This is a genomic window from Campylobacter concisus, assembly GCF_002913745.1.
Taxonomy (GTDB): domain Bacteria; phylum Campylobacterota; class Campylobacteria; order Campylobacterales; family Campylobacteraceae; genus Campylobacter_A; species Campylobacter_A concisus_R.
Genome location: NZ_PPCG01000073.1, coordinates 91,777 through 111,409, shown reverse-complemented (window position 1 = coordinate 111,409; position 19,633 = coordinate 91,777). Strand labels below are relative to the sequence as shown.

The following is a 19,633-nucleotide window of genomic DNA, read 5'->3' as shown; positions in this document are numbered from 1 at the left end:
TAAAAATATGACTAAACACCTAAAAATTTAGCAAGGGCAAAGTAAAATATAGCTGATGAGATAGCAGCTGCTGGAAGCGTGATGAGCCAAGCTAGGATGATAGGTCTTACCATTTTCCAGTTTGCATTTTTATTTACGATGCCAATGCCCAAAACCGCGCCTATTAGGATATGCGTCGAGCTAACTGGTATGCCAAGCTTTGTAGCTAGAAGTATGACGATACTTGAGGCAAGCTCCGCGCTAAAGCCAGTCGTAGGTAAAATTTCAGCTAGTTTTGAGCCGATAGTGGTGATCACCTCTTTGCCTAAAAACCAAAGTCCAACGACAAGCGAGATGCCAAAGGTTACCATTGCGATACTTGGTATGGGTGAGCTTTCGTTTATAGAGCCAGTCTTTAGCACATCAAGCACAGCAGCAAATGGTCCAACCGCGTTTGCGATGTCGTTTGCACCGTGTGAAAACGCAAAAGATGAAGCGGTAAAAATTTGAAACCATGAGAAAATTCTATTGATGCTCTTTTCGCTATCGTTTTTACTCATGACGTTTATGATAGCAAGGCTTGCAAGATACGCTAGAGCTCCGATGACGAAGATGATCCAGACTGTTTGGATGATGCTAAAGGCTAAATTTATATGCTCAAGCCCTTTAAAAAGCATCATTGACGAGATGACCATTGCGGCAAATCCAGCGATGATCGGGATGTGCTTTTTCATCGCTTTAAAGGTATCTATCTCTTTTTCGCTATCTTTCATGATGCGAATTTTTGAGCGATACTCGCTGTATTCAGTGGTTTCGATCTCGTCCTCATCGATAACTGCGATCTTTGAAAGAGTAGCTATCTGCTCCTCAGCCGGCTTTGTTTTTAGTGCTTTTACAAAGCTTTCTTTATATGCTTTTCTCTCAGCCTTTAGTGCTTTTAGATTCATTTTAAGTTCATGTGTTGGCTCAATAATCTTACTTTTTACATAGCCAAATATAATGTAAGACATCACGCCGCCAAGCAGTGGTGAGATAACCCAGCTAACGGCGATCCTGCCGATCTCACTCCATGAGACCATGCTAAATGGTTCTGGATCTTTTATCATAAAACCCATAGCAAGTCCTGCGCCAACGATACCGCCAACGATCGAGTGGGTGGTTGAGACTGGTAGACCTTTTTTGGATGCGTAAAATAGCCAAAGACCTGAGCTAAGAAGGGCTGAGATCATGATAATGACAAATTTCATCGGGTTTAGATCGCTTGGAAATTTCACGATCTCATTTCTAATGGTATTTGTAACCTCAGATCCAGCAAATATCGCGCCGCTAAGCTCAAAAATGGCGGCGATTACAAGAGCTTGTTTTAGTGTGAGTGTTTTTGCGCCGACGCTTGTGCCAAAGCTGTTTGCAACGTCATTTCCGCCGATATTAAACGCCATAAAAAGACCAAACATACCAGCGATCAAGAATAAAAAGTAGTTATTTGTCGGGATATATTGATAGCCCCAAACGAAAAATCCAACGCTGCAAATCGCAAAAATAACTAACGCCAAGAAGTTATCTCGAAGCAATCAAGCCCCCTTGTAAGAGTTTTTGGCAAAATTATATCTTGAAAATTATTAAAGTTTTTAGAATTTTCTCACTTTAAATGATACTAAATTATCATATGTTAGAATTTGGCAAAAATATTAAGGATAAATTTTGGTTATAGCGATCGATCTTGGCTCAAACACATTTCGGGTGGCGCTTATAAAAAAGGTGCAAAATGGCTTTGGTAATGAGCAAATTTATGAAAAAATAGTTGGAGCTGCAAGGGGCTTAAACGAAAGTGGCAAGATAGGCTTGGAGGCTAAAAATAGGCTTTTTGAAGCGATAGCGGAGGCTAAAAGCAAATTTGACTTTACTAAATTTAAATGCGTGGCAGTCGCGACTGAAGCTTTTAGAGTGGCATCAAATAGCGAAGAAATTTTTAGCGAGATAAGAGAGAAATTTGGCATAAATTTTCATATCATTGACGGGCAAGCTGAAGCAAAACTTACATTTTTAGGCGTGCAAAATGCCTTAAAAAAGCTTGGCATAAATGATAAATTTAGCATCATCGACATCGGCGGTGCAAGCTCAGAGATAGGCGAAGATGGAAAATTTATAAGCTTTAAATTTGGCATCATCACCTTTTATGAGAGGTTTAAAGCGCTTGATCTTATGCAAGAAAATGCAAAAATTTATACAAAAGAGGCAATGGAATTTTTAACAAGTCTTGACAACAGACTTATCGTGCTAACTTCTGGCGTGCCAACCACTATCGCAGCACTAAAACTTGGACTAAACTACGAAAGCTATGATCCAAAAAAAGTGAGCGGATATGAGCTTAAAAATGACGATCTTGCTTGGTTTGTAAATGAGCTTTTAAAGATGGATGACAAAAGCGCTGATGTAGCAGTAGGAAGAAGCAGAAAGTATCCGCTCATCGCTGGAACGCTGCTTTTAGAGGAGCTTTTAAGCGGGCAAAATGCGAAATTTATAGTAATAGACGATGGGCTTAGAGAGGGCGTTGGGGCGGCTTATCTGCAAGGCATATTTCAAGAAATTATCACAAAATTTTAGTTATTATTTCAAAAATTTAAAGGAGATAAAATGAGCATAAGAGAGCAAATTTTAGCCGACATAAAAGAGGCTATGAAAGCAAAAGATGAGTTTAAAAGAGACACCTTAAGGACGCTAAATGCAGCACTTAAACAGGTCGAAGTCGATCAAAGGATCGAGATGACCGACGAGGTCGTGCTCCCGCTACTTCAAAAAGAGATCAAAAAGAGAGCTGACTCGGTTGAGCTCTATCTAAAGGGAGCAAGAGAGGACCTAGCTAAAAAAGAGCAGAGCGAGATCGAGCTAATCAAGACATATCTGCCAGCTCAGCTAAGTGATGATGAGTTAAAAGAGAAGATAAAAAGCATAATTGAAAAGGTTGGTAAAAATTTAGGCGCTGTGATGAAAACGGCAAAAGATGAGATCGGAGCGAGCGCTGAAGCAAAACGCATAAGCATGATCGCAAAAGAGCTTTTGGCGTAAATTTAATATACATTTTTCTTAAAGCCTGTATTTTAAATTTAATGCGCAGGCTTTAAAACTACTTCGTCTTACATCAAATATTAATTTTGAGAGAGATAAATTTATAAATTTAGGCTAGGGCGGTTTGCTAAATTTAAATTTATGTTTTTGAGCAGGGATTTAAAATTTGATTGTTTTACTTTGAGGTTGGCAAACCTTTAAATTTTATAAACATTTTAGCTTTAGCGGCACAAAAGAAGCAAAAAACAAAAACAAACTTGGCTAAATTTAACTTTACTTTATAGCGGTATCTAGTGAATTTATAAATTTTATACTAAGCAGTTATCAAATTTTTTAAACATGAAGTTAAATTTAACACTTTTGCTTTAAAACTAGCTTTGGTTTGCTGGTGCATTATGTGCTAAAGAAGTAAAAATTTAAAGTGGTGGGTTGCTAAATTTAGGCTTTGTTTTGCTGTAATTATCTCGTCCTAAGAAATAAATCTACAATTCTCTCACACGTCTTAAATTTCTAGAGCATACCGTAACGTGCCTGCTGTTATGGGATGATAAAAGTCAGAAAGCTCCACTGTGAGAAATGAATAGCTTAAAAAGCAGAATTTGATATGCATAAGTATAGCCTAACAAAATTTAACCTTATTTTAACAGTGAAGAACTCCTAAATTTAAAAACAAAATCTCTTAAATTTACAGACTTTTATAAAAACAAATCTAGATAAATTTTAGTCTTGTTTTATGGCAACATTCTTGCTAAAAGAGGCAAATTTTAAAAATCTTTAATTTTTCAAAATACCCTTAAAAGCACAATAAAAAAAGAATTTGATATATAAATTTAAAAAGCTAGACCCAAAGCGAGTCTAGCAAATTTGAAGTTATTTTGAAGCAACCATTTCGTTGTATGAGTTAAATATCTCTCTACTAAGATCTTCAAGCTTTCTAAACTCAGTGACAAAATGTTTTAAATTTTTCTCGTTATAGCCCTTGCCAGCTTCTGTCAAGATGGCTTTGATGTTTTTGTTAAATTCATCCACTAAATGGCGTGATTTCTCATAAGTTTTAGTGTGGCTAAAGCTCTTTGCGCACTCGTTTTCATACCACGCTACAAGATCATCCGCGTCTTTTGCTATATCATCGCCGTAGCCTTGCTCATTTACAGTGTCTGAATAAACACCCACTTTATAGACGATGATAGCTATCTTAGCGATGATGCCAAAGGTCTTGTCTTCTACATATTTTGATCTTTGGGCTGTCTCTTTTGCATTTTGGTTAAAGCTAGCTAAAGTTTGTTTGAAATTTTCGACATTTGCTGTGGCGATCTTTGAAATTTCATCGATCTTTTTAGAGTTTTCATCTATATCTTTGGCTTCTTGCTGAAGTGTTTGGATATTTACGCCGATCTCGTGTGTCGCTTTTTGGGTATTTTCAGCTAGTTTTCTAACCTCATCAGCGACAACTGCAAAGCCGCGTCCATGCTCACCTGCACGCGCTGCTTCGATAGCTGCGTTTAGAGCTAGCAAATTTGTCTGCTCAGCTATATCTTTTATCAAATTTACAACCGAAGTGATATCATCTGTTCTACTATTTAGCGTGCTTATAGCGTGGCTTGAGCCCTCTATCAGCTCTTCAAGTGAGCTCATATTTACGCTTAGCTCATTGATGCTTTGCGTCGTATCCTCAGCGATCCTAGCCGTATCTTGTGCCATGTGCGCCATTTGGCTTAGGTTTTTGATGCTCTCATTTAGATCGTTTCTAACATCTTCTATGCCGTCGTTGCCATTGCCAAGTGCGTCAAGCTCTTTTGAAAGCAGGCCTCTTACTTTACTTTTGTGACTATCTTTTATACCAGTTACGCCGTTACTCATAGAGATGGCATTTTGTTTAAATATACCGCGAAATCCCTCTGTAAAGATATTTCTATATGTTAGTCCGCTTTGAGCAGCGTCTATTGAGGTTGAAATTTCTCTTTGGAGCGCCTCAACTTGATCAAGCAAGTCATTTATACCAAGTGCTACTTCATAAAGAGGGTCATTTTCTTTTACATTTACTATCCTAGGCTCTAAGATGCCGTTTCTAGCTGAGCCCACTACGCTTAAAATTTCATTTATAGAGTCAAGTTTTTTTCCAAACATCATTATAGCCTTTGTAGGTTATTTACAAATTCATCATAACTTAGATTTTTTTCTTTTAAAAAATCAGTTAAAAATTTCATCGAAGCATCCATGCCACCGCTCTTTTCTACCGATAACAACTTTTGATATATAGGCTCTATTATCTCAATCGCCTTTGGATTTGGCTTGCGTCTAACTGAGTAGTAGCCAACTGGATTGTTTTGCACATCAAGCGAAGTTGTGATATTTGCAAAAACCCAGTAGTACCCGCCATCAAAGCTTTTGTTTTTAACATAAGCGAAAATTTCTTCTTTATTTTTTATGCGCTCCCAAAGTAGCTTAAAAACAGCTCTTGGCATATCTGGGTGTCTTATGATGTTGTGAGGCTTACCCAAAACTTCAGCTTGCTTTGCTCCAACTATCTTTAAAAATGGCTCGTTACAATACGTAATACGTCCTTTTAAGTCGGTCTTTGAGACCAAAAAGGCGCTCTCTTCGACCATGTGTTCTTTATTTTCAGACATCTTCTCTCCTTTAAGATTTTAATTATTTTAGTTTTTAACAGCTTTTGATAGATCCCACATCGGCAAAAATATACCAAGAGCTAGTAAAAGCACCATGCTCGCTATAAAAACGAGCAAGATAGGCTCGATATAGTTTGAGATGTTATCAATAATATCGTTAAATTTCATCCTGTAATAGTCAGTTACTTTTCTGGTCATATCATCCAAGCTACCGCTTTGCTCGCCAGCGCTTATCATCTGTATGAGCATATTTTCATATAAATTTGTATCTCTAAAGGCCTCCGTTAGGCTAACACCCCTACCAACAAGTATCTTAACGCCGCTTAGCTTCTTTTTGATATCCTTGTTTGAGACCGTTATCACAGCTGTATCAAGAGCATCTGCTATAGGCAAACCAGCTCGAACAAGCTCTGTAAAGATGAGGTTAAACCTGCTCATATTCGAATAAAATATGATCTTGCCGATGAGATAGACTTTCAAAAGGTATTTATCGACCTTATCTTGAAATTCTTCACTCTCAAGGTAGTATTTTCTAAGCAAATATCCGATAAATGCAAGTGCTCCAAGGATATAAAAGCCGTAGTTTGTCATGACATATTCGATATTTAGCAAAATTTTAGTTGGCAGTGGCAGCTCTGCATTTAACTGCTCGAAAATTTCTCTAAACTGCGGCACAACAAGTATCATAAGGATGACAAAGGCTATGATGATCGCACAAATGACTGTTATCGGATAGCGGATAGCTTTTTTAAATTTTTGCTGATTGTCCCAGACCTCTTGCAAGATAGAGGCGAGCTTTGCAAGCGCGTCAGCCATATTACCAGTGCTTTCCCCTAGTCTTATCATCGCAAGCGTCACGTCGCCAAGCTCTTCTTTAAAATTTTCTATACTATTTGTGAGGCTTGAGCCTTGATTTAGCTCCTCATCTATAGTTTGAAATATAAATTTAAGGCGCTTATCCTCGGTGGAGTTTGCAACCTCTTTAATACTATCGTGGATAGAAATTCCAGCATTTGTCATAACGCTAAGCTGCCTTATGGTGGCAACTAAATTTGGGATTTTCACCTTTGGATTAGTAAAAGCCTTTGCGATCACGTTTTGTAAATTTTCAAAGTTATTTATGCTAGAAGTTTGCGTCTCTTTGATCTTTACGATCATGCCAGTAACATTTGCTTTATCTTTGATCTCACTTTTATTGTTTGCTCTTAGGCTCATCTTATGGCGTTTGCCGTTTTGGATGTACTCAACCTCAAAGTATTTCATATCTTAGCAACTCTATAAACTTCTTCAAGCGTGGTTATGCCATTTGCTGCTCTTATGACGCCATCATGAAACATATCTATAAAGCCCTCTTCGTAAGCAACGCTTTTAAGCTCATCTTTAGAAGCACCATTTGCAACCATGCTTGCTATATGGTCACTAATAGGTAAAATTTCACTTATCATCTCACGTCCCAAGTATCCTGTTTGTGAGCATTGCGGACATCCGACGCTTTTGTAAAACTGATAGTTTTCAGGGATAAATTTCTTAACCTCGTCAAATGCCTTTTGAGATAGAGTGATCTTTTGTTTGCAGTGTGGGCAGAGCTTTCTAACTAGCCTTTGAGCCTCTATGCAAACGAGCGCGCCACTTACTAGATAAGACTCGATGCCCATATCTATCATACGAGGAAGCGCGCTTATGGCGTCGTTTGTGTGAAGCGTAGAAAAGACAAGGTGACCAGTAAGTGCCGCTTGTATCGCTATGCGAAGCGTCTCTTGATCCCTGATCTCGCCTATCATTATGACATCTGGATCTTGCCTTAAGATGGAGCGAAGGGCTGAAACAAAGGTAAGTCCAGCCTTTTCATTTACATGCACTTGTTGAATCATATTTAGCTGGTATTCGACCGGATCTTCAACTGTGATGATCTTAGTTTTTACGCTTTTTATATCATTTAGAGCGCCGTAAAGTGTCGTTGTCTTTCCTGAGCCTGTTGGTCCAGTAACAAGGATGATGCCATAAGGTGCTTTCATGCTCTTTTTAAATTTAGCAAAGTTATCTGGATGCATGCCAAGATCTTCTAAGTTTATAATGACCTTTGACTTATCCAAAATTCTTAAAACTATACTTTCGCCATTTAAGATAGGTAGCGTCGAGATACGAAAATCATACTCTTTGTCTAAAATTTGAGCTGAAAATCTACCATCTTGTGGTCGGCGGCGCTCTGCGATGTCCATATTTGATAGTAGCTTCATACGGCTAACCATCGGCGGATAGATATCTTTATCAAATATAAATGTTTCGCTTAGCATACCATCGATCCTGCTTCTTACGATGCAGTTTGTCTCGGTCGGCTCGATGTGGATGTCGCTGGCTCTGCTTTGGATAGATGTTTTTAAGATGATCTCTATAAGCTTTAAAATTCCAGAGTTTTCAGTGTTTTGACCTTGACTAGCTGAGCTTGAAAGCTCTCTTCTGATCTCTGTTATCACATCTTTTATGCTCTCATTTAGCGCTAGCTTGCTTATATATTTTTCTATCTGAGTTGGCTGAGCGATGGCAACTTTTAGTAGTTTTCTATTAAATAAATTTTGCACCTTATCTTGAGCGATAACGTCAAACGGATTTTTAAAAGCGACATATACGCTTATCTCATCTTCTTTTACTGGGATCGCGCTATATGTTTTTAGCTGAGCGGTGCTTAGCTTCTCGCTTATGCGGTAGTCGATGTCGATATCATCAAGGTCAAAGTATAAAACCTTAAATTTCTCGCTTATAAATTTAACAAAAGCCTTTATATCAAGCTCAAGATCGTTTGAAATTTCATCGATATTTACATGCCCTCTTCTATAAATATCAGACAAAATTTCCATAAAGTCTTCATCATTTAGTAAATTTTCATCTCTTAAAATTTTAACAAGGCCTTTGCCTTCTTGCTCGCTTATCTGCTTTATCTTTTCTATATCTGATGTGCTTAGTTTGCCGTTTTGTTCTATATTTTTTAAGATTACATTTTCTACATTTTTCATTATCTATACTCTATTTGTGATTTCAGGTCGTTATTTTTAAAAATTTTAAGCACTAGCTTTGGTATTTGTCCATTTGTTGGGCTTATCTCATATCTTGTGTCAGAATTTGGCTCTTCAAAGATAAATGTGCCAAGCTCTTCAACATACTCTTTTTTTACAAATTTATCAAACAAAAATGAAAGTATATAATCACTCTTTGGAAGCCTGATATAGCTTATATCAACGCCATCTATCATAGCGTGAAATAAGAGCTTTTTCTTAAATAAGATGTCAGCAAAATAGGCAGCATTTTCTCTTGATTTTTCGCTCTTTACTAGCTTATCGATCGGAGTTGCTAGCCTGTTTAGATCGTTCATCTTTATGCAAGCGATACCAAACATAGAAATTTGCTCTTCGTTATTTTGTGTTTTTAAAAATTCCTCAACCTTTTGGTTGCAGACTTTTGCATAGTTTGCGCTGTTAAAGTCATCCCTTATCTCAGTCAGGCTAACAGCAAAAACTTCACAAACAAAAACCAAAAAAATAACAAAAAATTTCATAATGTTCCACTTTTTATCTTATTTATAAGCTCATTTATCGAAGCTTTGTTTAAGTTTTTATTATACTCCCTTAGAGCTTTGACGGCATCATCGCTTTGTTTTAGCTTATATTTTGACTTTGCAAAGATGATCCACGACTCCTCTAAGCTATTATCTATATCGTTCGCAGCAAGCGACCACTTTATAGCTTCTTTGAAATTATTATTTCTAAAATTTAATCTTGCAAGCTCGAGTGCGATAGTTGGATTGTTTGTTTTTAAAAACTGCTCCCTTAGCACGCTCTCTTCATTTGATGCTGACGTTACTTGTATATTTACACGCTTTCTAGCTGGTTTTGACTCAAGATCTATCACTTCATCTTGTGGCACGCTCATGCCGTTTATGCCATTTTGTTCGCTAAGCGGCTCTTTATCAGGGATATTTAGCTTAAGCCAACCTTGTGAGCTTCTTTGCCTTTTTGGGTCATTTTTTGAAGTATCGTTTGTTTCGTTTATCTTTACAACCTCTTCTAGCTTTTTAGCTATCTTGTCAGCTAGCTCATCTTGTTTCTTGCCCTCTTCAAATTTAGCCTTAGCAACCTCGCTCTTTTGCTTTAGCTCGCTAAGCATGCTTGCATTTGTTTCGTTTTTTTCTACCATTTTTACTGCGGTTGCATTTTTGGCTAAAATTTTATCACTTTTGCTAGCAAGGCTTGGAGTTTTCTCTATGCTTAGCGCTATCAATGCAGCCAGCAAAATGATGATAAGTAAAAGCTCGATGATTAAAATTTTAGAGTTTTTGGCATTAAAAATTTTATGCAAAAAGCCACCATTTTTTTTCTTGTAGCTCTCATAAAGCTTTTCTAGTCTTTGAATTTCTTGTGGTTTAAGCATCGATTAGCCCCGCATCAAGTGCAGCCATGGTGAGTATCATGGTATTTGTCTTATCACCGCTAAGCTTTGAAGGCTGATACTGCTCGTAATATTCGCAAATTTCATAGAATTTATACATTATCTTGTTTAGCGTTCTTAAATTTCCACCGCAAAATGAGTAGGCGCACTCGTAGTCTTTTTTCTCAAATTTAAGATATTTGTCATAGTTTTTTTGACTAAGCTTTCTTTGCAAGTAGATGATGATCTCATTTACATCAGCGCTACTTAGCTCGATGCTCTCCCAAATTCTAGTCTGAAAATAATCTTTTGCCAAAATATCTTCGTTTTCGGTTTTGTGTATCGTAAAGAGAAATTTAAACATCCTAGTATCAGCCATAAGCCTTATCTTCTCGATAAGCTCAGTCGGATAGAGCTGCGCTTCATCTAGGATAACCGTCATTTGATTTTTTAAAATTTCATCTTTACTGCTAAAGTCTTTTGAATAAAATTTTATAAAGCTCTCAAAGTTGTTTATATCTTCAAGCTTTTTGCCATAAATTTGCTCACAAAGTGCCTCGATAAAAGTCGCCTCACTAAAAAAAGGATGCGGAAAAAAGATGAGACTTTTATCCTCTTTTAGATCATTTGCGATCTTGTTTAGCAAAAAGGTTTTGCCGCTACCTGGCTTGCCATAAAATAAGATGAGCTTTAGTGGCTTTTTTAGAGCTAAAACTATCTTGTTGTAGCAGCTTATAGAGTTGTCTAAATTTACGAAATTTAAACTCTCGTCTTCATCTATGAAAACATCTTTTATATGTGTATAAATATTTTCGTTACTCATAGATCGATTTAGAAAATCCTAGATCTTTTAGCGACTGCTGAACTGGTTTTGGATCTTCAAGATCAACAACTCTTGGCGTGATAACAAAGATAAGCTCAGTAGTTTTTACGCCATCTCTTGTGCTTTTAAAGACGCTTCCTATCAAAGGTATGTCAGCTAGAAGTGGTACAGCTGTGTTTTGCTTATTTTTAGTCTGACCGATAAGTCCGCCAAGTATGATCGTATCGCCACTATTTACCTGAACGACGGTTGAGAGCTTTTTCTGAACTGTATCAGGTGCGATCTCTCTAATGGCTGTATTTTGTGACCTTATGTCGTCTTCTGCATACTTAAAGCTGCTTAAGCTTGGGTTGATGCGAAGCATGATCTTGTTGTTATCTGAGACTTCTGGAAGTAAATTTAACAAGATACCGATAAATACAGAGTATTGCTTATAAGTTGTTGTAAGCCTGTTGTTATTGTTATTGTTGCTACCATTATCTGTCTCTTCCATTACGCGGTAGTTTATATTATCACCCACAGAGATTAGCGCTTGTTGGTTGTTTAGAGTGGTTACTTTTGGACTTGAAACGACCTTTGTTTTGCCATTTGTTTCAAGGAAATTTATCATACCATCAAGGCTAAAGTTTAAATTTGCAGCGATATTTAGTGTACGACCAAAGCCATCGCTTAAGCTGTTGCCCTTGTTTGTCCAGCTTGCACTTGAGCCGGTACTAGAGCCTTGGTTGCCTATATATGAGTTAAATCCAAGCTCAAATTTACTCCAATCAACACCTTGCTTATACTCATTATTTAGATCAACTGCGATGATAGAAACATCGATGATGACTTGTTTTTTAAGTCTTCTTTGCATCTCCGCTATATATTTTTCAACGCGTTTTAGCTGTGACGTGGTGGCTGTAACCGTGATAAGTCCAGCATTTTGGTTTATGATAGGATCTGGCGCCGTGATGTGCTCGCTGCTATTATTTAAGATAGCTTTTAGCTCAGCATCAAGCTTCTCCCAAAAGTCAAATTTCTCAGTTGTTCTTATCAAGTTGTTTTCATTTTTTATGTCGTTTGAGCTAGTATCACTGCTTGAGCTATTGCCTACTTCTGACGGAGAGGCATCAACTGAAGCTTTTGTGATAGCTGTGCCCTCACGGATAGAGGTGATATAGTCTATTTTAAAAATTTTTGTTTGAAGCGATGAGATTTTTAAGACATTATTTGAAAACTCATAGCTTAAATTTTTCTCGTTTAAAAGCAGATCAAAGACTTCGCTTAGGCTCATATTTCTTATATTTACGCCAAAGACTTTATCATCAAGCTCTTTTTTGCTATAAGCATCTTTTGCAACGATACTAAAATCACACATTTCAGAGAGCTGATTTAAAACATCTCCAAGACTTATATCGTCTGTTATCTTCATACTAAAATTTTTACTCAAGCATGTGCTTGGTTTTGCCATTATAGGGGTAGCTAAAAATGAAGCTAACGCCGCAGTTATAATAAATTTACTTAATTTTGATACCAACATTTTTACTTCCATTTTTAAGAGTTAGTTCTTGTTTTTCATCATCTTTTACGATGATAACCTTACTGCCTTGAACACTTGTGATATTGTAATCATCAATCATATCTCCCACTTTATACCACTTGCCATTTATATTTGCTTTATTTAGCAAAATGGCCTTTAGCATAAACCCTCTTGCAGAAGAGTATTTTGTAGTGTTTTGATCGCCTTTTGGAGCAACTGGCAAATTTAGCTTGAAAGGATCTTGCAAGCTAGAAATTTCACCGCTGTTAAGCCCTTTTCTTTGCTCCTTTATCTTAACAAAAACTTCATCATAGTTTTTCATCTCGCCTTCAAACTCATTGCCAAATAGGCTTAGAGCTAAAATTAAAAATAAACCAAATTTTTTCATCAGTACTTCATACCCCACACAGAGATAGAGAGCTTAGCTCCTAGATCTTTTTGAGTGGAATTTATATCCATTTTGTGAAGATCTACTACTAGTTTTGACTCTTCAAGTCCGTTTATATAGCTAAGCATATCTTTAAAATTTCCAAGGCAAGTGACATCTATATTTAAAATTTGCTCTATCTTTTGGAAATTTGGCTCTTTTATATCGCTTTTAAGCTCTAAAATTTTTATATCATTTTGTTTTGCCAAAAGCACGATACTATCTATATAGTTTGCCCAGTTTTGATTGTCAAAAAGTAAAAATGAAAGCTCTTTAAGCTTTGAGTCAAAATAGGTATTAAATTTCAAAATATTCGTGTAGCGAAGTTTTAGATTGCTTAAATTTCTATTTTCTTCGTTTATCTTAAAATTTCTATCGCCATCAGGGGAGCTCACTGAGGCTAGATAGTTTCTAGTATTTTCTAGCTTTGTAGAAATTCTCGTATGTTTATCAAGCTTTTCATCAAGGAAATTTTGTGCAGGATCAAAGCATAACATATAAACAAGATAGGCTATGATAAGCGCTGAGCCAAGAAAAATAAGGTTTGTTTCGTTTGGCTTTTTGCTATCAAAGTATTGATCTATTTTGCTTAAAATATCTTGTCTCATTGTCTAATCTCTATGCTTATATTACTTTCATACTCGTGTTTAGCGTCATCGGAGCGAATTTTTTTAGTATTTACCAAGTATTTTTCATCTTTGCTGATATCTTTGATCAACTGAGTTATCCTTTTTTCATTATCGCTAACTGCAGTTATGGTCAAATTTCTATCGTTATTTACGATGTTTGTGATATGAACTGCGTTTAGATTTAAAATATCGGTAATTTTAAAAAGATTTAAACCCTTCATAGCGTAATTATCTTTTTTATTTTCGATCTCAGCAAGCAGACCTTTTCTGAAATTTAGCTTTTCATTCTCTTTTTGAGTTTGTTCTTTTACCGCCTCTTGTTCTCTTGAAATTTTAGCTAGCGTCTCTTTTATCTGCATCTCTTGTGCGTTTAGGACGCTATATTCGTCATTTAGTCTTGCGCTGTCTTTTTCTAAAACAAGACCAGCTATGTAGTTGTAAGCTGGATATAACATACTTAGCGCAAATGCCGCAGCGCAAGTGAGCAAAAATTTACCACTTTTTCTTTTGACAAATGGATCTGGGCGGAGCATATTTGAGAGGTTAAAATTCTCATAAAATGGCTCTTTGGTATAAAATCTACCAAATAAAGCCATAACGTTATAACGCTCATTTATAGTATAGTTTTTGTTGTTTATCGCAACTTTTATGTTTATATACTCTGCATACAAACCAAGTTTGGTTGAGATGAAATTTGCAAAATTTTTGATCTCATAGTCGCAATCTATGTAAATATTTTTAATTGTTATTTGATAGTCTCTATTTATTATATTTATAATGTCATTTATATAAAAAACACAATCTTCAAAAATGGCGTTTAGATCATAATTAAAATCATTTCTATCTTTATTTATAAGACCACATTGAGATAATATCTCCTGAAATCTCTTGCTATCTAGACGCTCACCACTTTGTTCGAAAAACCTATTATTTAAATAAGATAATGTATAACGAATTTTCTTTGAGGTTAAAAATTCTCCATCTGTATAGACGCTTAAAAAAGACTCTTTATCTTTTAAAGTAACAAAACAATCAACTTGAGTACTAACAAGCAAACCCTTTTTGTAAAGAACAGAATAGAGTAATGGCTCTGGCACCATGCAATCTATATATGGAATTTTTTTAGCTATATTTTTAAAAATTTGTTTTAAAGCATCATTTTTTACAATGAAAACATTAAAAAATCTATCATTACCTTGGAGAACTCTATTTTCAATATAACATACTTTATAATCTATAGTGGGATCAAGTTGAAATTCCTCATAATATTTCTCAACTATTTCGTTTTCCAAATATTCATCTTCAATACTTCTAGGTATCTTAAGTGTCGCTGTTTTTAGGCTTTCATACTCGATATATGAAATAAAAAAATCATGCTTATTTACTGTTTTTAAAAAGTTAAAAGCTTCTACTTTACTATTGTGGTAACAAAATCCTTTGTAATCATACGGATCCAGTACGATAACAGAATTTTTATCATTTTTTATAATTTTTGCCATATATTAAAACCATCTTACAAAATTGCAGAAAATATTTTAATATCTTCAAAATAAAAAATCAATAGCCGATTATCTGATTTAGGCTCTTTTCTTCTTTGCTCCAGCCTTTTTTAACGACTACATCGAGCTTTAGAAAGACCTTTGTGTTGGTTAAATTTTGTATTAACTTTCTTGCAAAAATTCCTATTCTTTTAATGGTTTCACCATTTTTTCCGATTATCATGCTTTTATGGATCTCACGCTCCGTGATGATACTCGCATAAATTTCAGTTATGCCTGTTTTTTCTTTTACGCTTTTTATGATCGCGTCGCTAAGATAAGGGATCTCGTCACTTAAATTTTCATAGATCGCTTCAAGTATAAATTCTCTAAAAATTTCTTTTTCATTTGTCGGCGTGAGAAATTCTGGATCATAAAAGTACTCATGCTCTGGCAAAAGCTTGCAAATTTCATCAAGAAGTGGCTTTTTATAGGTAGGCTGCTTGGTGCTAAAAGTAAGCAAAGCTGCAAATTTATCTTGAAATTTCTGGTACTTTGTGATCTTTTCAAGCACTTTAGCATTTGAGCTCTCATCGACTTTTGTTAGCACTAAGATATGCGGTTTTTCAGGATTTAAAGCTAGAAATTTCTCATAGTCACTTGTGTCATCATGGATAGGCGCTAAAAATACGATGAGATCGCAGTCTCCCATCGATTTTATAGCTTGGCTTATTAGTAGTTGATTTATCGCCTTTGTGCTCTCATGAAGCCCTGGCGTGTCAGTGAAGATGATCTGATCTTCACCATTCATCACGATGCCATTTATCTTTCTGCGAGTTGCATTTTGTTTGTGCGAGACGATAGCTATCTTTTCGTTCAACAAGGCATTTAAAAATGAGCTTTTGCCAGCATTTGTGCGTCCTATGATGCTAACAAAGCCTGATTTCAAAGTATATACCTCGCTAGATCTTGATCTTCGACCACGTCTTTTAGGCGCTCTTTTACAAGCTCTTTTGTGACATTTATCTTCTCGCCGCTCTTTTCACTAGCCTCAAAGCTGATATCTTCTATCACGCGCTCGATCACTGTATGAAGGCGTCTAGCACCGATGTCTTCCATCTTTTCATTTGCTGCGTGAGCGATCCTGGCTATCTCTTTTATCGCTTCATCGTCAAATTCTAGCTCAATATTTTCGGTTGAGAGTAGGGCGATGTATTGTTTTAAAAGCGAATTTTTTGGCTGGGTTAAAATTTGATAAAGCGCGTCTTCATCAAGGCTATCAAGCTCGACTCTTAGTGGAAAACGGCCTTGAAGCTCAGGGATGAGATCGCTTGGTTTGCTTATGTGAAAGGCACCAGCAGCGATAAATAAAATATGATCTGTCTTTAAATTTCCAAATTTAGTATTTACATTTGAGCCTTCAACGATAGGCAGCAGGTCTCTTTGTACGCCTTCTTTGCTAGGATCTTGTCTATTTGAGCTACCTGAGCCAACGGCTACTTTGTCGATCTCGTCTATAAAGATGATACCTTCGTTTTCAGCCCTTCTTAAAGCCTCGGTTTTTACGCTCTCAAGGTCTAAAATTTTATCATTTGCTTCGCTTTGAAGGGCTTTTTTGGCGTCTTTTACCTTCATCTCTTTTTTGATGTTTTTACCGCCGATGCCAATTATCTTTATAAAGCTCTCTTGCATCTGCGCCATATCAGGTGGCACATTTGAGCCAGCTTCAAGTGGGTTTTGCTGCACCTCGATCTCGATACTTAGCTCGTCAAGCTCGCCGTTTCTTAGTCTATTTAACATTTTTTCATAGCTCTTTGCGTACTCTGCTTGTTTCTCTTCACTTGCACCTTTTGGAAGTGGTGGAAGTAGCTTTGAGACGATCTTTTCTTCGATGTAGGCGTTGATTTTATCTTGATTTTTCTCGCTTTGCTCGTTTTTTACGAGATTATATGATGCCATAGCAAGATCTCTTACCATGCTTTCAACATCACGGCCAACAAAGCCAACCTCGGTATATTTGCTAGCCTCGACCTTGATAAATGGTAGCCCCATCATCTTTGAAAGACGCCTTGCGATCTCAGTTTTACCAACGCCAGTTGAGCCGATCATCAAGATATTTTTTGGCATGATGTCATCTTGCAAGCTCTTTTCAAGCTTCATGCGGCGGTAGCGGTTGCGAAGTGCGATCGCTATAATCTTTTTGGCGTCCTTTTGACCGATCACATAGTCATCTAAAAATTTAACAATTTCTCTTGGTGTTAAGTTCATTTTCTCTCTTATTCTAAAACATAAGTTTTGATGTTTGTATTTGTATAGATGCAAATTTCGCCAGCTATCTTAAGGCTCTCTTTGACTAGATCCTCTTCGTCGATATCGGCAAATTTATCTAGGGCACGAGCCGCTGAGAGAGCGTAGTTGCCGCCGCTTCCGATAGCTGCTATCTTGCCATCTTCTGGCTCGACAACATCACCAGTGCCACTAAGTAAGAAAATTTTATCCCTATCAAGCACAAGCATCATCGCCTCAAGCTTTCTTAGATACTTGTCTTTGCGCCACTCTTTGCTAAATTCTATCACCGCCTTTAGCAAGTCCCCCTTTGTATGCTCTAAATTTTTCTCAAACATATCAAAGAGATTAAACGCATCAGCAGTACTGCCAGCAAAGCCAGCTAGGACTTTGCCGTTGTGAATTTTGCGGATTTTTACGGCATTGCCTTTTAAGACGGTGTTGCCAAAGCTCACCTGTCCATCACCGCCGATGACCGCCTTATTTTTGCCTTTGTAGGCTAAGATGGTTGTCGCATGAAACATCTACTCTCCTTGCACATCAACCTTTAAGGTCGCATTTATCAAGTGTCCAAGCTTTATAGAGACATCATAAAGACCAACTGCTTTTAGGTGAGTGTCCAGGTCGATAGCCTTTTTCTCAACTACCAAATGATGTGTCTTTTCAAGCTCTGCTGCGATCTCCTCTTTTGAAACTGAGCCAAAGAGTGAGCCATTTGCACCAAGAGTTTTCTTGACGACGACTGTCACTTTTGCAAGCTCTTCTTTAAGCTTTTCTAAATTTGCTATCTCATATTTTAGCTCTTCAGCCTTTCTTTTTTGAGCTGCTTCGTATTTACGAAGGACATCTGGAGTGGCTGCTTTTGCGAAGCCTTTGCCGATTAAGAAGTTGTTGCCATAGCCGTCTTTTACCTCTTTTATCTCGCCAGCTTTGCCAAGCGCCTTTACATCTTTTATTAGCAGTACTTTCATTTTTATCCTTTTAAATTTTATTTTTAGTCAAATTTTCGCTCATTTTTGCGTGCGATGATGAAACGAAGCGCATTTAGCTTGATAAATCCAGCTGCATCTTTTTGATCATAAACGCTATCTTCTTCAAATGTGCAGTATGCCTCGCTAAATAGGTTATCATTTTTGCTACTTCTACCAAGGATAGTCACGTTGCCTTTGTAAAGCTCAACTTTAACAGAGCCATTTACGTGCTCTTGGCTCTTGTCGATGAGAGCTTGGAGCATATTTCGCTCAGGCGACCACCAGTAGCCGTTGTAGATTAGCTCGGCATATTTTGGCATGATCTCATCTTTTAAGTGAGCCGCACCGCGGTCAAGTGTGATGCTCTCGATCGCTCTGTGAGCTTTTAGCATTATAGTACCGCCTGGAGTTTCGTAGCAACCGCGGCTCTTCATACCAACTGAGCGGTTTTCTACGATGTCAAGTCTGCCGATGCCATGTTTTGCGCCAAGGCAGTTTAGCTCGGTTAGAATTTCAGCTGGACTCATTTTTTTGCCGTTTATGCTCACTGGATCGCCTTTTTCATAGCCGATCTCGATGATCTCGCTCTTATCTGGAGCTTCTTTTGGACTTACTGTCCATCTCCACATATCATCTTCTGGTGCGTGACTTGGGTCTTCAAGCACTAGACCCTCATAGCTTATGTGAAGTAAATTTGCGTCCATTGAGTATGGGCTTTTGCCTGGTTTTTTAGTGATATCTATGCCGTTTTTCTCAGCGTATGCTAAGAGCTTTTCACGGCTGTTTAGATCCCACTCGCGCCATGGAGCGATGATAGTTAGGTTGTCGCCAAGTGCGTAGTAGCCAAGCTCAAAGCGAACTTGGTCGTTGCCTTTGCCTGTTGCTCCGTGGCTAACGCCGTCAGCGCCAACAAGTCTTGCGATCTCGCTTTGGCGTTTTGCGATTAGTGGGCGCGCGATTGAAGTGCCAAGTAGATATTCGCCCTCATAGATTGCATTTGCTCTAAACATTGGAAATACATAATCACGTACAAATTCTTCTCTTAAGTCTTCTATAAAAATATTTTCAGGTTTTACGCCAAGTGCTAGGGCTTTTTTGCGTGCAGGCTCTAGCTCTTCGCCTTGTCCGATGTCAGCTGTAAATGTGACTACTTCGCATTTGTATTCGTCTTGAAGCCACTTTAAAATAATACTTGTGTCAAGTCCGCCTGAGTATGCTAAAACAACTTTTTTTACATCTTTTTTCATAGCTGTCCTTTTGTTGAAATGGTCGTATTTTAGCCTAAATTGATTAATCTTTAATAAATTAATCTAAATTATAATGTAAGCATTATTTCAAAAACTCCCTAACTATTTTTATAGAAAATTATCATTTAAAATTATGATAATTAATATTGTTTTTATGCT

Annotated in this window: 18 protein-coding genes and 1 pseudogene; 2 read left to right on the top strand and 17 right to left on the bottom strand. The window is 37.0% G+C overall.

What is annotated here, in order from left to right:
• Window positions 1-11: 11 nt before the first annotated feature.
• Window positions 12-1,550, bottom strand: coding sequence for an inorganic phosphate transporter (locus CYO90_RS09290; RefSeq protein WP_103579295.1), 1,539 nt, complete (start codon window positions 1,548-1,550; stop codon window positions 12-14).
• 130 nt (window positions 1,551-1,680) lie between these two features.
• Between CYO90_RS09290 and CYO90_RS09285 the strand changes: the two genes are divergently transcribed.
• Complete coding sequence (locus tag CYO90_RS09285; RefSeq protein ID WP_103579294.1) at window positions 1,681-2,583, top strand: disulfide bond formation protein DsbA; 903 nt, start codon at window positions 1,681-1,683, stop codon at window positions 2,581-2,583.
• 30 nt (window positions 2,584-2,613) lie between these two features.
• Window positions 2,614-3,045, top strand: a complete 432-nt coding sequence (locus CYO90_RS09280) for a GatB/YqeY domain-containing protein (RefSeq protein WP_103579293.1) — start codon at window positions 2,614-2,616, stop codon at window positions 3,043-3,045.
• 870 nt (window positions 3,046-3,915) lie between these two features.
• Here the strand turns inward: CYO90_RS09280 and CYO90_RS10815 are convergent.
• The 16 genes and pseudogenes from CYO90_RS10815 to CYO90_RS09200 all read right to left on the bottom strand — a co-directional run.
• Window positions 3,916-4,623 (bottom strand): annotated as a pseudogene (locus tag CYO90_RS10815) (methyl-accepting chemotaxis protein); the annotation flags it as partial.
• A 551-nt stretch (window positions 4,624-5,174) separates the two neighbouring features.
• Entirely contained in the window at window positions 5,175-5,675 is a 501-nt protein-coding gene (locus CYO90_RS09270; RefSeq protein ID WP_002940448.1) for a PAS domain-containing protein, read from the bottom strand.
• Window positions 5,676-5,702: 27 nt separating this feature from the next.
• Window positions 5,703-6,938, bottom strand: coding sequence for a type II secretion system F family protein (locus tag CYO90_RS09265; protein ID WP_103579292.1), 1,236 nt, complete (start codon window positions 6,936-6,938; stop codon window positions 5,703-5,705).
• Window positions 6,935-8,686: a GspE/PulE family protein gene (locus tag CYO90_RS09260; protein WP_103579291.1), complete on the bottom strand. Its 1,752-nt coding sequence runs from the start codon at window positions 8,684-8,686 to the stop codon at window positions 6,935-6,937. Before CYO90_RS09260 ends, CYO90_RS09265 begins: the two co-directional genes overlap by 4 nt.
• Window positions 8,686-9,225 carry a hypothetical protein gene (locus CYO90_RS09255; protein ID WP_009293846.1) on the bottom strand — a complete coding sequence of 180 codons (540 nt, stop codon included), beginning with the start codon at window positions 9,223-9,225 and terminating at the stop codon, window positions 8,686-8,688. Before CYO90_RS09255 ends, CYO90_RS09260 begins: the two co-directional genes overlap by 1 nt.
• Window positions 9,222-10,097 (bottom strand): CDC27 family protein, encoded by an 876-nt coding sequence (locus tag CYO90_RS09250; RefSeq protein WP_103579290.1) that lies wholly within the window; start codon window positions 10,095-10,097, stop codon window positions 9,222-9,224. Before CYO90_RS09250 ends, CYO90_RS09255 begins: the two co-directional genes overlap by 4 nt.
• Complete coding sequence (locus tag CYO90_RS09245; protein WP_103579289.1) at window positions 10,090-10,917, bottom strand: ATP-binding protein; 828 nt, start codon at window positions 10,915-10,917, stop codon at window positions 10,090-10,092. The genes CYO90_RS09250 and CYO90_RS09245 overlap by 8 nt, the downstream gene beginning before the upstream one ends.
• Complete coding sequence (gene mshL, locus CYO90_RS09240; protein WP_103579288.1) at window positions 10,910-12,436, bottom strand: pilus (MSHA type) biogenesis protein MshL; 1,527 nt, start codon at window positions 12,434-12,436, stop codon at window positions 10,910-10,912. The genes CYO90_RS09245 and mshL overlap by 8 nt, the downstream gene beginning before the upstream one ends.
• Entirely contained in the window at window positions 12,414-12,824 is a 411-nt protein-coding gene (locus CYO90_RS09235) for a hypothetical protein (protein ID WP_103575907.1), read from the bottom strand. Before CYO90_RS09235 ends, mshL begins: the two co-directional genes overlap by 23 nt.
• Complete coding sequence (locus CYO90_RS09230; protein ID WP_103579287.1) at window positions 12,824-13,471, bottom strand: pilus assembly protein PilO; 648 nt, start codon at window positions 13,469-13,471, stop codon at window positions 12,824-12,826. Before CYO90_RS09230 ends, CYO90_RS09235 begins: the two co-directional genes overlap by 1 nt.
• The gene (locus CYO90_RS09225) at window positions 13,468-14,991 is read right to left on the bottom strand and encodes a C4-dicarboxylate ABC transporter (RefSeq protein ID WP_103579286.1); all 1,524 of its coding nucleotides are present in this window, start codon (window positions 14,989-14,991) and stop codon (window positions 13,468-13,470) included. Before CYO90_RS09225 ends, CYO90_RS09230 begins: the two co-directional genes overlap by 4 nt.
• A 58-nt stretch (window positions 14,992-15,049) precedes the next feature.
• Window positions 15,050-15,919 (bottom strand): GTPase Era, encoded by an 870-nt coding sequence (era, locus tag CYO90_RS09220; protein ID WP_103579285.1) that lies wholly within the window; start codon window positions 15,917-15,919, stop codon window positions 15,050-15,052.
• Window positions 15,916-17,238 (bottom strand): HslU--HslV peptidase ATPase subunit, encoded by a 1,323-nt coding sequence (gene hslU / locus CYO90_RS09215; protein ID WP_103579284.1) that lies wholly within the window; start codon window positions 17,236-17,238, stop codon window positions 15,916-15,918. The genes era and hslU overlap by 4 nt, the downstream gene beginning before the upstream one ends.
• Before the next feature lie 8 nt (window positions 17,239-17,246).
• A complete protein-coding gene (hslV, locus tag CYO90_RS09210) occupies window positions 17,247-17,780 on the bottom strand; it encodes an ATP-dependent protease subunit HslV (RefSeq protein ID WP_103579283.1) in 534 nt (177 codons plus the stop codon).
• The gene (gene rplI, locus CYO90_RS09205) at window positions 17,781-18,227 is read right to left on the bottom strand and encodes a 50S ribosomal protein L9 (protein WP_103579282.1); all 447 of its coding nucleotides are present in this window, start codon (window positions 18,225-18,227) and stop codon (window positions 17,781-17,783) included.
• A gap of 23 nt (window positions 18,228-18,250) precedes the next feature.
• A complete protein-coding gene (locus CYO90_RS09200; protein ID WP_103579281.1) occupies window positions 18,251-19,474 on the bottom strand; it encodes an argininosuccinate synthase in 1,224 nt (407 codons plus the stop codon).
• Window positions 19,475-19,633 lie beyond the last annotated feature (159 nt).